Raw genomic sequence first — 12,898 nt, forward strand, 5'->3', positions numbered from 1 at the left:
CTTTTATATTAATAGTGACTGGATATAACGACGAGTTTCGCGGTCCACTTCACGGATCTCTTCAAGCGTCGGTTGCTTGATCACATTATGCCGTTCAAGCGCCCGCTCAATCAAGTCTTCAATCGTTAAGAACGCAATGCGCCCGCTTAAAAATGCAGCGACCGCCTCTTCGTTAGCAGCGTTCAACACCGTCGGCAAAGAACCGCCCGTTTTGCCCGCCTCATAAGCAAATTGTAAACAACGATAGCGGTCAAAATCAACCGATTGAAAATGAAGTGCACCAATTTCCGCTAAATTTAACTTTTTCGCATGAACAAGCTTCAAGCGATCCGGATATGTGAGAGCGTATTGAATTGGCACGCGCATATCCGGTGTCCCAAGCTGGGCGATGATACTGCTATCGTGAAATTGAACGAGCGAATGAATAATGCTTTCCCTATGTAGTAAAACATCGATTTGCTCATATGGCAAATGAAATAACCAATGCGCTTCAATGACTTCAAGCCCTTTGTTCATCATCGTGGCCGAATCAATCGTAATTTTTGCCCCCATCGACCAGTTCGGATGACGCAGCGCTTCCTCTACTGTAACGTTGCGCAATTGCTCGCGCGTACGGTCGCGAAAACTTCCGCCCGAAGCGGTTAAAATAATTTTTTCGACATTTTTTCGTTGTTCTCCTTGCAAACATTGGAAAATGGCAGAATGTTCACTGTCGACCGGAAGTAAGGCGACGTTGTAGTTTTTGGCCGCTTCTGTTACGATATGTCCTGCTGTCACGAGCGTTTCCTTATTTGCTAAGGCAATCGTTTTTCTTGCCTCAATCGCCTTCAATGTCGGAACAAGTCCAACACTGCCAACAACAGCGTTCACAACGATCGTCGCTTTCGGATGCGTCGCAGCTTCGATTAGCCCTTCTTCTCCATAGACGATTTTCACTTTTCCGTTATACTCGCTACGGAGGATGGCATAAGCGGTGGCATCCGCAACGGCAACAAGTTCAGGGCGAAATTCTTCGATAATCGCTCTAGCGACTTTGATGTTTCTTCCGATCGACATCGCCACAAGACGAAATTCATCCGGATGCGAACGAATGACATGTAACGTTTGCGTTCCGATCGATCCGCTCGCTCCTAATAAACTAATAGATTTCAACGTGTTCACTCCTAACTCCATTACAACACCATATTCATGAAAAGATGCAAAATCGGTAACATAAACAACAAACTGTCAAATCGGTCTAAAATGCCGCCATGTCCCGGCAAAATGTTCCCCGAATCTTTCACACCATAATGCCGCTTAAACGCTGATTCCACTAAATCACCCATTTGCCCGACAATCGAAAGAATGACCGTCATCAGCAGTAGGAGAGGAATGCTGGCAAAAAAACCGGTATATAGCTGATAGATAACCGCAACAACGAGCGCACAACCGACACCGCCAACAAAACCTTCGATCGTTTTATTCGGGCTGATGTCCGGCCACAGCTTCCGTTTTCCAAACGCTCGTCCCGTAAAATAAGCCCCTGTATCCGTTGCCCATATAATAAATAGTGCATAAAACATGAGATTAAGTCCAGTTAAACGCGTTTCCATGAAATAGTGAAAGCCAAATCCAACATATAACGTGGATAGTAACGCAAATCCCGCCTTATCAAATGTAAATCGATTTTTCGTCGTGACTGTATAGGCTAGCAATATAAGAACAGCGATCAACAGCACCTCAGCTTTTGTTACATGAGTTTCAGCTAACCATGACTCTCGAGTAAGCAGCGCCCATAATAAAAAAACGCTTGTGATTCCCTCTGTTGAAAGCATTCGAATATGTTGCATGCGCAGCAGTTCAAACAATCCAATCGTTGCTAATACATATGTTACGATTATAAACGGAATTCCGCCAAAAATAACGATCGGTAAAAAAAGAGCGGCGGCTAGTACCCCTGTAATGATTCGTTGTTTCATTTGGTTTAAACTCCTCCAAATCGACGACCGCGCTTTTGAAACTCTGCAATCGCCTGTAGTAAGTGCTGTTCTGTAAAATCTGGCCAAAGCACGTCCGTAAACCAAAACTCCGTGTAAGCAAGCTGCCAAAGCATAAAATTGCTTAAACGAATTTCTCCGCTTGTACGAATAAGCAAATCAGGATCTTTCAAATCTTTTGTCATTAAGTAAGAAGATACCACTTCCTCATTTATTTGCTCAGGCGATAGATCACCTTGTTGAACTTGTTTCGCCATTTCCTGCATGGCGTACGTAATTTCAGCTCGGCTCCCGTAATTTAATGCAAAATTTAAAACAAGACCTGTATTATGCTTCGTTTCTTCAATCGCTTTTTCCACCGCCCGGCGCGTATGTTCGGGAAGCTGACTGCGATTTCCGATGACGCGGACGTTCACATTTTCTTCAATCAGTTCCGGAAGAAAAGTGGCCAAAAATTGCTCGGGAAGTTTCATTAAATATTCAACCTCTTGTTTCGGACGTTTCCAATTTTCAGTTGAAAAAGCATAAAGCGTTAATACTTTAATGCCTAATTCATTCGCAAACCGCGTAATTTTTCGTACGACTTGCATGCCTTCATAATGACCGGCTACACGCGGCAACGCTCGTTTTTTAGCCCATCGTCCGTTTCCATCCATAATGATCGCCACATGTTCCGGCACAGGATGCTGCAATACATCTTCTTTTGTATATTCAACCGAAGAAGGTAATTGTCCATAATTTTTCCAAATTTTACCTAACATACTAGTCCTCCGTTTTTCTATGTTTTCAATATACTATGAGGCTAGTGTAATCAAGAAGTAAACATTTCGTCAAACATGCACCTCATTTTGCTTTTCCATTATAGCAAAAAAACCCTCTGTACACATAGAGGGTTTTTGTATTGAAACGCGAGGTAAATGACTATACTTCCATCACTTCTTTTTCTTTTTCTTTTGTAATCGCATCGATTTTTACGATATGTTCATCCGTAATTTTTTGAATATCGTCTGTATAGCTACGCAGTTCGTCTTCTGTAATTTCGCCGTTCTTCTCTAATTTTTTCAATTCATCGTTCGCATCACGGCGAATGTTGCGAACCGCTACTTTTGCTTCTTCCGAATATTTTTTCACAAGTTTCACAAGCTCGCGACGGCGCTCTTCTGTTAACGGTGGAATCGTAATGCGGATAACAGAACCGTCGTTTGAAGGCGTTAACCCTAAATCAGATGCTAAAATCGCTTTTTCGATATCTTTTAAAATCGACTTGTCATAAGGCTGAATCACAAGTAAGCGCGCTTCTGGTACGTGAATCCCTGCTAATTGGTTAATTGGCGTAGATACTCCGTAATAGTCAACGGTAATTTTTTCAAGCAAGCCCGGATTCGCTCTTCCTGCGCGAACGCTTGCTAATTCACGGGCAAACGCTTGAATGGCTTTATCCATTTTTTCTTTTGCTGTTGCAAGTACTTGTTTTGCCATCATTATTTCCCCCTTACAATTGTTCCAATATTTTCACCAAGAACAGCACGTTTAATATTTCCTTCTTCCATAATCGAAAAGACGATCAGCGGAATGTCGTTGTCCATACATAAAGAAGAAGCGGTTGAATCCATCACGCCCAGTCCTTGTTTAATGACATCAAGATACGAAAGCTCATCATATTTCACGGCGTTTTGGTCGAGTTTCGGATCGGCGCTATACACGCCATCCACGTTATTTTTCGCCATTAAAATGACATCTGCTTCAATTTCCGCAGCTCGTAACGCAGCAGTCGTATCAGTAGAGAAATATGGATTCCCTGTACCTGCTGCGAAAATAACAACCCGCTTTTTCTCAAGGTGGCGAATCGCTTTCCTTCTTATGTACGGTTCAGCAACTTGGCGCATCTCAATCGAGGTTTGTACGCGCGTTTCGACCCCGAGATGTTCTAAGCTATCTTGCAGAGCGAGCGAGTTCATCACCGTTGCCAGCATCCCCATATAATCTGCCGTTGCACGGTCCATCCCCATTTCGCTACCGATTTTTCCGCGCCAAATATTGCCGCCACCGACAACGACCGCTACTTCAACTCCTAATTCCGCTACTTCTTTTACTTGTTTGGCGATCGATTGAATAATGGCAGGATTAATGCCGAATCCTTGTTCGCCTGCTAACGCTTCACCGCTTAATTTGAGCACAACACGTTTATATTTTGGGTTACTCATGCTATTCCTCCGTGTAGCTAATCTTTAAAAATAGGGAACACCCGTTGTGTTCCCTATTCGCTCCGGTCATTACTTTCTGACTTGATTCATCACTTCTTCAGCGAAGTTGTCTTGACGTTTTTCAATTCCTTCGCCTACTTCGTAACGAACGAAGCTTTTCACAGTCGCACCATTTGCTTCAACAAATTGACGAACTTTCATATCTGGATTTTTGACGAATGCTTGCTCTAATAAGCAAATGTCTTCATAAAATTTATTTAAGCGACCTTCCACCATTTTTGCAACAATATTTTCCGGCTTTCCTTCGTTTAACGCTTGTTGTTTTAATACTTCGCGCTCACGGTCAATTTCGGCTTGCGAAACTTGATCGCGGGATACGTATTTCGGATTGAGCGCTGCGATATGCATCGCTACATCTTTCGCTACATTTTCATCTGTCGTGCCTTCTAATAGCGCTAATACACCGATGCGTCCACCCATGTGTAAATAAGCACCGAATGCAGCATTGTCACCTTTTTCCACAATTTCAAAACGGCGCAATGTAAGCTTTTCACCAATTTTGGCAATCGCTGCATTAATATGCTCTTCTACCGTTGCACCGTTATCCATTTTTTGTTGAAGTGCTTCTTCCGCTGTAGTTGGTTTATTTTTCAATAAATGAGCGGCAAGCTCTTTAACAAGCGTTTTGAACCCTTCATTTTTCGCGACGAAGTCTGTTTCCGAGTTTACTTCCAAAATAACGGCTGTGTTTCCTTCTACTTCGATTAATGTTGTACCTTCAGCCGCAATGCGATCCGCTTTTTTCGCTGCTTTCGCAATTCCTTTCTCACGAAGCCAGTCGATCGCTTTTTCCATATCGCCGTTTGTTTCTGTGAGCGCTTTTTTGCAATCCATCATTCCTGCGCCTGTTTTTTCACGTAACTCTTTTACCATTTGAGCTGTAATTGCCATAAATCGTGTCCTCCTTTAATGTATGCGTATGTATGTGAATAAAATTCGCAGCGCAAATTTTGTTTGCTCTTCACTTAGTATAGCCCATTTGCGCTATTTTCTGTCTCAAAAAAAGGTGATAAAAGGCTTGCCCCTCTTATCACCTTTCCGCCATTTCTTCAGGTGCACGCTTATTCCGCTGCAACAACCGCTTCTTCGCCTTGTTTGGCTTCTAAAATAGCATCGGCAATTTTAGATGTAAGAAGTTTTACTGCACGGATCGCGTCATCGTTTGCTGGGATGACGTAGTCGATTTCATCTGGATCGCAGTTTGTATCAACAATACCGACGATTGGAATATTTAATTTACGCGCTTCCGCTACAGCAATGCGTTCTTTACGAGGATCGATCACAAACAACGCATCTGGTAATTGTTTCATTTCCTTAATGCCGCCTAAAAATTTCTCTAGACGTTCTAATTCTTTTTTCAATTTGATTACTTCTTTTTTTGGCAACACATCAAACGTTCCATCTTCTGCCATTTTTTCAATTTCTTTTAAACGTTTAATCCGCTTTTGGATCGTTTCAAAGTTTGTTAGCGTTCCACCTAACCAACGCTGGTTCACGTAGAACATACCAGAACGTTCTGCTTCTTCTTTGACAGAATCTTGCGCTTGTTTTTTCGTACCTACGAAAAGAATTTTTCCACCGTTTGCTGCTAAGTCTCTTACGAAATTGTATGCTTCCTCAACTTTTTTTACTGTTTTTTGTAAATCGATAATATAAATGCCGTTGCGCTCTGTGAAAATGTATTTTTTCATTTTAGGGTTCCAACGGCGAGTTTGATGTCCGAAATGAACACCTGCTTCAAGCAATTGTTTCATTGAAATAACTGACATTCGTTTCTTCCTCCTATAGTTTGGTTTTGATTCCTCCGCCTATTTCATCTTTAAGCAAAACTGACGAATCAGCACCATTGCTTAAATCCATAAGCGTGTGTATTCACACCATGTAAAAATATATCACAACTAGAAATGACAATCAAGTTGTATTTCACTACATTTGCCTAAATTTCAATAACAACTCAATTTCCGTTTTCCCTTTCTTTAGCAGTTTAGCAATTTCTTCGATCGTCTTTCCTTCTTTTTGCAGCTGCAACACTTGCTCGACGAGAGAAGAAGCGGAAGGCTGTTCGTTTTTCTTCGCGTAGACGGTACTGATTTCGACTTTATCTTTCATCTTTTCAACGTGATCTAACGAAAGTGTCCATTCACCTTTTTGCGGTCGCATTTCCGATGGTCGTTTCGCCTCGCCATCATCGTTGCGACGATTCATTTTTTTCGATAGCACGTTGAGAAACCGTTCATTCTCTTCCTTCCACTCCACTAAATAGGCAGAAACAGTTTGTTCCATCTCTTTGATGAATTGTGATTGCCGTTTTTCAACTTCTTTGATCCTTGAAAGCTGTAAATATAATAAAATGATGATAAAAAGCGAAAGTGCGTGTAGCGCAAAGCTAATTATGAATAAAAATGCTGTCATCGAATCCCTCTATCCCATTAAATCAATATTATTTCCTTTGTAAGGGTGCTCGTATCGTTGCGGTGGCTCGTGCTTTTCTTTTTCCCAATGGATGTTTTGAGTTGTCCGTTTGCTCGTGACTTGCCGTTTCGTACGTTCATTTTGTTTTTGCATCGCGGTAGTTAGTTGCGCCTGCACCAATTCAGGGTGGTGCTGAAGTTGCTCTTGAATTTTCCCGATGTCGTACATTCTTGGAAGTGCGATTTGTAATTCCACTAATTTTAAACTCATGTTTCTCACTTCCTTATATTTATATGACCGGTTTTGACCAATTTCTCACTTCATCAAATCGACCAGCACTTTCCGCGCGAAATATTCATCTTTAGCATTCATAACATTTGATCTAATATTTTCCTAAGTTTAAAAATGGCTTTCGAATGAATTTGGGAAATTCTTGATGTAGATAATCCCATAATTTGCCCGATTTCCGTGAACGTTAGCTCTTCTTTGTAAAACAAACTGATCACGAGCTGTTCTTTCTCATTTAACTGTTGAATGACTTCAGCAAGTTTTTCCTGTATTTCCTGCTTTAAAACAGTTTCTTCGGGAGAAGATGTTTTTTCATCACGAAGCGCCAGAGGGCTATTTTCCTCATCTTCATTCTCTTTTGGCCAATCATCAAGAGATAAAACATTTGCAAAAAATCCTTCGTTTAGCACCGCATATACTTCTTCTTCTAGCATTCCTAATGAAGCGGCTACTTCTTTAGCAGTAACCGTCCGCATGTACTGCTGTTCCATTTTAGCAATCGTTGCTTCGATTTTTTTTGCTTTTTCCCTTGTGCTGCGTGGAAGCCAGTCTTCTTTTCGCAATCCGTCAAGAATGGCACCGCGAATCCGAAACGAAGCGTACGTGTCAAATTTCAAATCGCGAGAAGGATCAAATTTTTCGAGCGCGTCGTAAAGTCCCATTAACCCAAAGCTAACTAACTCTTGTTTGTTAATATTTTTTGGAAGAGATACAGAAATTCGCTGCACTTGGTAATGAACAAGCGGCATGTATTTTTGTACAAGCTCATCTCCCGCCTGTGGATCACGATTGTTTATCCAATTTTTCCAATATTTTTGCTCTTCGCGCGCTGAGACGTTTGTCATGATACTCCTCCTCGTTCATCACGAAACTGTCGTCGCTACAAACGTTCCTTACGAATCTCCCTCTCTATGCAACATATGCCGAATGTAGGCTGCCACTTTTTGCGCTTCTTCTTCCGTAAGCCCCTTCATCAATTGTTGTAACTCTTCCTCTCCCATATTATTCGAAAGATTTGCTGTTATTTTGACCGGATCTTTTCGAATATACGCAAACATCCATCGGAACACATAACCGCTTAAAAAGAATAAAACGAAAGTAATCGTGCTACGTACAAGCGTCGTTGTAATACTATTAGCGGAAAATGATAGGAGGAACACAATCGTAAATCCAAATATACCTAGCAGTATGTTTACGATGACGGTACCTGCCATTATATTTCTTTAACTCCTTGATTGACTGTGCGAATGGATAAAAGACTTGTTCTCGGATTAAATTCAATCGTCCGTCCACTATTTCCTCCTACGTCTTCCGCTACAATTGGAATATGGAATCGCTGTAACTGCTGCTTCACCGCTTCTACATTTCTCGGTCCAATTCTCATCATATCTGTATTCGCGGGTTGAAATTGAAACATTTGCGCTCCGCCTGCCAGTTTCGCTTTTAACGCATTTTTTCGTCCGCCCTCCTTCATAACTAGCGCCACTAACGCTTCTATCGCTGTATCAGCGTATTTTGCCACATTCATATTTTCTGACCTAGCTAGCGATGAGTCAGGCAACATCACATGAGCTAATCCTGCTACTTCTTTTATCTGATCGAAAATGACCACTCCAACGCATGACCCTAATCCAGATGTACGAATGATATGAGGTGCTTGAACGACGTTCATATCAGCAATACCGACTTTTACTACGTTCCCAATTCCGTTCATGATAGTTCGACACCTAACGAACGGAAAATCGGTACGAATGAATCTGGATCAGGGAGTAGAAAGAAGTGGCCGTTCACGCTATCTTGCGGTTGTTGTTCTTCGTGAACCGCTGTATCGATGACAATCGCATAATCACCGACGCGCGACAGCTCTAGCAAACCGTATTGCAAAATAGCTCCTATCATATCAATCGTTAATGCTGGAACCGATGGATACAGCTTTAAACGGGTGAAATCAGCAAGCGCTGAAAGATAAGATCCTGCTAATATATTCCCTAATTCTTGTAAAGCAGATAAACCGAGTTCCGTCTGCTGCGAAGCAAATGAAAATTGATGATCTCCTGTCATTTGCTTAATAAACCGTTCTGCTTGCGGCAACGATAAAACGAAAAACATATTTCCAGGTGCATCTCCCTCAATCCTTAAAAAAACAGCAGCAACAACTTGCTCCGCACCGCCCACTAAATCCATCATCTCATCAAATGAAACAATTTGTACGTTTGGCACATTCATTTCGATTTTTTTATTTAATAATTGGGAAAGAGCAGTAGCTGCATTCCCCGCACCGATATTACCAATTTCTTTTAAAATATCCATATGATCCGCGTTCAAGTGGTTTACTTTTGACATTGATTGAACGCCCCCTCTTATGTTTACACTAAAAAACAGATTTTTTGTTATCCAATACTTTTTCTAAATTCAACAAAATTAATAATCGCTTTCCTACTTTTGCTACACCGTTAATATAATCAGCCTCGAGCGCTTCAATGACTTCAGGAGGCGGTTCAATGCTTTTAACCGGAATATCAAGCACATCATTTGCCGCATCGACAATGAGCCCAACCTCGATTTCATCAAGAGCAACAATAATAACACGTGTTTGTTCATTGAAAGGGAGCGCCTCAATCCCAAACCGTTCCCGTAAATCAATAATCGGCGTCACGACACCACGTAAATTAATAACTCCTTTTACAAATTTAGGAGTACGTGGAACACGAGTAATGTGCTGTACTTTTTCAATCGAACGAACTTGCTGAACCGGAATAGCATATTCTTCATCTTGTAATTGAAAGACAATCACCTTTAATTCCGTTTCTTGAACTCCCATCATTCCTCCATCCCTCCCTTAATTGAAGCTTATTTAATTAATACGTTACAGTCAATAATTAATGCAACTTGACCATCTCCTAATATCGTAGCGCCAGAGATCGCAAATACAGATGTTAAGTAGTTTCCAAGCGATTTTAGAACAACTTCTTGTTGCCCGATAAACGAATCGACGACAAGCCCAGCCATTTTTTCACCTTTGCGTACAATCACAACAGAGAAGAACTCTTCTTCTTCTTTCACAACCGGCACTTCAAACACATCTTTTAAAAATAAAAGCGGAACAACTTTTCCACGGAAATCGATCACTTTTTGATGATGAGCATGCAAAATATCTTCTTTCTTAATAATGGCTGTCTCAATAATTGAAGAAAGCGGAATTGCATATTTTTCATTTTGAATTTCTACAAGCATAACAGAAATGATCGATAATGTGAGCGGTAATTGAATCGAAAAAACCGAGCCTACTCCTTCTTGAGAATCGATCGTCACCGACCCGCCAAGCGACTCAATCGTACTTTTGACTACATCAAGGCCAACTCCGCGCCCTGAAACGTCAGAGATTTTGTCCGCTGTGGAAAAACCGGATGCAAAAATCAATTCATACACTTGTTTATCCGTTAAGTTTACGGCATTTTGTTTCGAAATAATTCCTTTGCTGATGGCTTTTTGTATCACTTTTTCACGGTTAATGCCAGCTCCGTCATCTTCAATTTCAATAAACACATGGTTTCCGCTATGGTAAGCTTTTAACTTGACCGTACCTTCTTCCGGTTTTCCTTTCGCACGGCGCACCTCCGGCGTTTCAATGCCATGGTCAATCGCGTTGCGAAGCAAATGAACGAGCGGGTCGCCAATTTCATCAATCACCGTGCGATCCAACTCCGTTTCCGCTCCAATAATTTCTAAATTGATTTTCTTGCCTAAATCACGCGCAAGCTGGCGAACCATGCGTGGAAAGCGATTAAAGACCGTTTCAACCGGAATCATTCGCATATTTAAAATAATATTTTGTAAATCGCTTGAGATACGAGACATCCGCTCGACCGTTTCATGAAGTTCTGGATGATTTAATTCACGCGAAATTTGCTCCAAACGTCCGCGGTCAATGACCAACTCTTCAAACAAATTCATTAAAATATCTAGGCGTTCAATATTAACGCGAATCGTTTTATTGGCTGCAGTTTGCTTATGAGTTGCTTCCTTCTCTTTTTGTTCTTCATTTTCCACTGTCACTGCTGCTTCTGTTTCCGATTGTGTTGATTGAGATTGAGTCCCCTGTCCTGCCCGTAGTTGATCAACATCAATGGCTGTCACCGTTACTTCTTCTATTTCAGAAACTTTGATGATTCGTTGATATAGTTGCTCTGACGTTTCTTTTGAAACAACCGTAACGATAAACTCCTGATCAAATTTTTCCTCTTCTAATAGCTCGACGGAAGGATTGGACTTAATCACTTCTCCCGCTTGATTTAATGCTTCGAACACCATAAATACGCGCGCTGCTTTTAACAAACAGTCCGCACGCAGCTTCACAAAAATTTCATACGTATGAAATCCTTGTTCTTTTGATTGCTGTAAAACGTTGTATTCAAATTCACCGTATGTCTGTATAAGTGACGGCACAGCGGAAATCGGTTCTTGTTTCGTTTTGACAACCGGGGGTTCCCCTTGTTCTATTTGTTTAAGTTGCTGAACAACTTCGCGAACATCCCGCTTTCCGTCCCCTCCTTCCGCGATCGAATTTACCATCGCTTCTAAATCATCGACAGCACGAAACACGATATCCAACAATTCAGGAGTAACGGTAATTTTATGGTTGCGAATGCCGTCGAGCACGTTTTCCATTTGATGGGTTAAGTTAGCTAAATCTTCAAATCCCATCGTCGCCGACATTCCTTTTAACGTATGTGCCGAACGAAAAATTTCATTGACGATGGAAAGATCAGCAGGACTTTTTTCTAACTCTAAAAGTTGTTCATTAATCGTTTGTAAATGTTCTTTGCTTTCATCGATAAAAATTTCTAAATATTGACTCATATCCATAGCTCTACACCCCTTGCCCGCCTGTGTATTTTATAATCGCTTCCGCAATTCCTTCTAGAGGCACAATATCATCGACTAAATTTGTCGCAATGGCCGATTTAGGCATTCCGAACACAACTGCTGTATCCTCTGACTCGGCAATCGCTTTTGTATCCCCTTTTTCTTTCAATTGTTTTAATCCAATCGTTCCGTCAGATCCCATTCCAGTCATAATAACCGCAATTTTTTCGTAATCACTTAACTTACTCACCGATTCAAACAATACATCCACGGAAGGACGATGTCCGTTTCGCGGAGGAGAGTAGTCAAGGTGTGCAATAAGCGACTTACCGGATGATTCGACGATAAAATGCGCATCACCGGGAGCAATGTACGCTACGCCTTGCTTTAGCTCTTCTTGGTGCTCTACTTCTTTTACAGAAATATCGCAAAGCGAATCGAGCCGTTGGGCTAGTGATTTCGTAAATCCTTTTGGCATATGTTGTACGATCACAATCGGCGCTGCAATATGTTTCGGCAATTGCGTCAACACTTGTTGCAGTGCTCTTGGACCCCCTGTCGATGTGCCGATACAAACAATTTTTTTCTTATGATCTTTTGGCAATAATCGTACTTCTATTTTACTATATGGCCTTTGCTGAGAACTAGCGATTGTTTCACTTTTCTCTCTCTGCTTGATTCCGCGCAAATTGGCGCGGCTAGCAAGAATGATTTTATCAATGATTTGTTCTTTTACTTTATAGAGATCTAGAGAAATATTTCCGGATGGTTTCGGGACAAAATCGACGGCACCATAGTGCATCGCCAAAATCGTATTTTCTGCTCCCTCCTTCGTCGTACTTGACAGCATGACAACCGGAAGTGGATGGTCCTCCATAATTTGTTTTAACGCCTCAAGCCCGTTCATGATCGGCATTTCCACATCCATTGTCACGACATCCGGCTTTAATGACTGAATTTTTTCAAGCGCATCTTTACCATTTCGAGCCGTTCCAATCACTTCTATTTGCGGATGTTCCGACAAAAAATCAGTAATGACTTTTCTCATAAAGGCGGAGTCATCAACAACTAACACTTTGATTTTACTCATAA

16 protein-coding genes are annotated in these 12,898 nt (G+C 41.4%); all 16 read right to left on the reverse strand.

The genetic code is table 11. The features are described from left to right. Positions 1 to 3: 3 nt before the first annotated feature. The 16 genes from dxr to HNQ34_RS03585 all read right to left on the reverse strand — a co-directional run bounded on the left by dxr (position 4) and on the right by HNQ34_RS03585 (position 12,896). Positions 4 to 1,161 (reverse strand): 1-deoxy-D-xylulose-5-phosphate reductoisomerase, encoded by a 1,158-nt coding sequence (gene dxr / locus HNQ34_RS03510; RefSeq protein ID WP_183251589.1) that lies wholly within the window; start codon positions 1,159 to 1,161, stop codon positions 4 to 6. An 11-nt stretch (positions 1,162 to 1,172) separates the two neighbouring features. Further along, the gene (locus tag HNQ34_RS03515) at positions 1,173 to 1,958 is read right to left on the reverse strand and encodes a phosphatidate cytidylyltransferase (RefSeq protein WP_183251591.1); all 786 of its coding nucleotides are present in this window, start codon (positions 1,956 to 1,958) and stop codon (positions 1,173 to 1,175) included. 5 nt (positions 1,959 to 1,963) lie between these two features. Further along, positions 1,964 to 2,737, reverse strand: coding sequence for an isoprenyl transferase (locus HNQ34_RS03520; RefSeq protein ID WP_183251593.1), 774 nt, complete (start codon positions 2,735 to 2,737; stop codon positions 1,964 to 1,966). A 160-nt stretch (positions 2,738 to 2,897) separates the two neighbouring features. After that, positions 2,898 to 3,455 carry a ribosome recycling factor gene (frr, locus tag HNQ34_RS03525; RefSeq protein WP_183251595.1) on the reverse strand — a complete coding sequence of 186 codons (558 nt, stop codon included), beginning with the start codon at positions 3,453 to 3,455 and terminating at the stop codon, positions 2,898 to 2,900. Between the two features lie 2 nt (positions 3,456 to 3,457). Next, on the reverse strand, positions 3,458 to 4,180 hold the full coding sequence (gene pyrH, locus HNQ34_RS03530) for a UMP kinase (RefSeq protein WP_183251597.1): 723 nt from the start codon (positions 4,178 to 4,180) through the stop codon (positions 3,458 to 3,460). Positions 4,181 to 4,249: 69 nt separating this feature from the next. Beyond that, the gene (gene tsf / locus HNQ34_RS03535) at positions 4,250 to 5,131 is read right to left on the reverse strand and encodes a translation elongation factor Ts (RefSeq protein ID WP_183251599.1); all 882 of its coding nucleotides are present in this window, start codon (positions 5,129 to 5,131) and stop codon (positions 4,250 to 4,252) included. Between the two features lie 170 nt (positions 5,132 to 5,301). Then, a complete protein-coding gene (rpsB, locus tag HNQ34_RS03540; RefSeq protein ID WP_183251601.1) occupies positions 5,302 to 6,009 on the reverse strand; it encodes a 30S ribosomal protein S2 in 708 nt (235 codons plus the stop codon). 157 nt (positions 6,010 to 6,166) lie between these two features. Further along, the gene (locus HNQ34_RS03545; protein WP_183251603.1) at positions 6,167 to 6,652 is read right to left on the reverse strand and encodes a hypothetical protein; all 486 of its coding nucleotides are present in this window, start codon (positions 6,650 to 6,652) and stop codon (positions 6,167 to 6,169) included. Between the two features lie 9 nt (positions 6,653 to 6,661). Then, complete coding sequence (locus HNQ34_RS03550) at positions 6,662 to 6,922, reverse strand: hypothetical protein (RefSeq protein WP_183251605.1); 261 nt, start codon at positions 6,920 to 6,922, stop codon at positions 6,662 to 6,664. A gap of 98 nt (positions 6,923 to 7,020) precedes the next feature. Further along, positions 7,021 to 7,785 (reverse strand): FliA/WhiG family RNA polymerase sigma factor, encoded by a 765-nt coding sequence (locus tag HNQ34_RS03555; protein WP_183251607.1) that lies wholly within the window; start codon positions 7,783 to 7,785, stop codon positions 7,021 to 7,023. A gap of 48 nt (positions 7,786 to 7,833) precedes the next feature. After that, positions 7,834 to 8,154 carry a hypothetical protein gene (locus tag HNQ34_RS03560; RefSeq protein ID WP_183251609.1) on the reverse strand — a complete coding sequence of 107 codons (321 nt, stop codon included), beginning with the start codon at positions 8,152 to 8,154 and terminating at the stop codon, positions 7,834 to 7,836. Next, on the reverse strand, positions 8,154 to 8,654 hold the full coding sequence (locus HNQ34_RS03565; protein WP_183251611.1) for a chemotaxis protein CheD: 501 nt from the start codon (positions 8,652 to 8,654) through the stop codon (positions 8,154 to 8,156). Before HNQ34_RS03565 ends, HNQ34_RS03560 begins: the two co-directional genes overlap by 1 nt. Then, positions 8,651 to 9,283 carry a chemotaxis protein CheC gene (locus tag HNQ34_RS03570; RefSeq protein ID WP_183251613.1) on the reverse strand — a complete coding sequence of 211 codons (633 nt, stop codon included), beginning with the start codon at positions 9,281 to 9,283 and terminating at the stop codon, positions 8,651 to 8,653. Before HNQ34_RS03570 ends, HNQ34_RS03565 begins: the two co-directional genes overlap by 4 nt. 28 nt (positions 9,284 to 9,311) lie before the next feature. Continuing rightward, positions 9,312 to 9,764 carry a chemotaxis protein CheW gene (locus HNQ34_RS03575; protein ID WP_183251615.1) on the reverse strand — a complete coding sequence of 151 codons (453 nt, stop codon included), beginning with the start codon at positions 9,762 to 9,764 and terminating at the stop codon, positions 9,312 to 9,314. Between the two features lie 26 nt (positions 9,765 to 9,790). After that, a complete protein-coding gene (locus HNQ34_RS03580; RefSeq protein WP_183251617.1) occupies positions 9,791 to 11,806 on the reverse strand; it encodes a chemotaxis protein CheA in 2,016 nt (671 codons plus the stop codon). Between the two features lie 4 nt (positions 11,807 to 11,810). Next, the gene (locus HNQ34_RS03585) at positions 11,811 to 12,896 is read right to left on the reverse strand and encodes a protein-glutamate methylesterase/protein-glutamine glutaminase (protein ID WP_183251619.1); all 1,086 of its coding nucleotides are present in this window, start codon (positions 12,894 to 12,896) and stop codon (positions 11,811 to 11,813) included. Between the last annotated feature and the right edge of the window lie 2 nt (positions 12,897 to 12,898).

Source organism: Anoxybacteroides tepidamans (genome assembly GCF_014201465.1).
Taxonomy (GTDB): Bacteria; Bacillota; Bacilli; order Bacillales; family Anoxybacillaceae; genus Anoxybacteroides; species Anoxybacteroides tepidamans.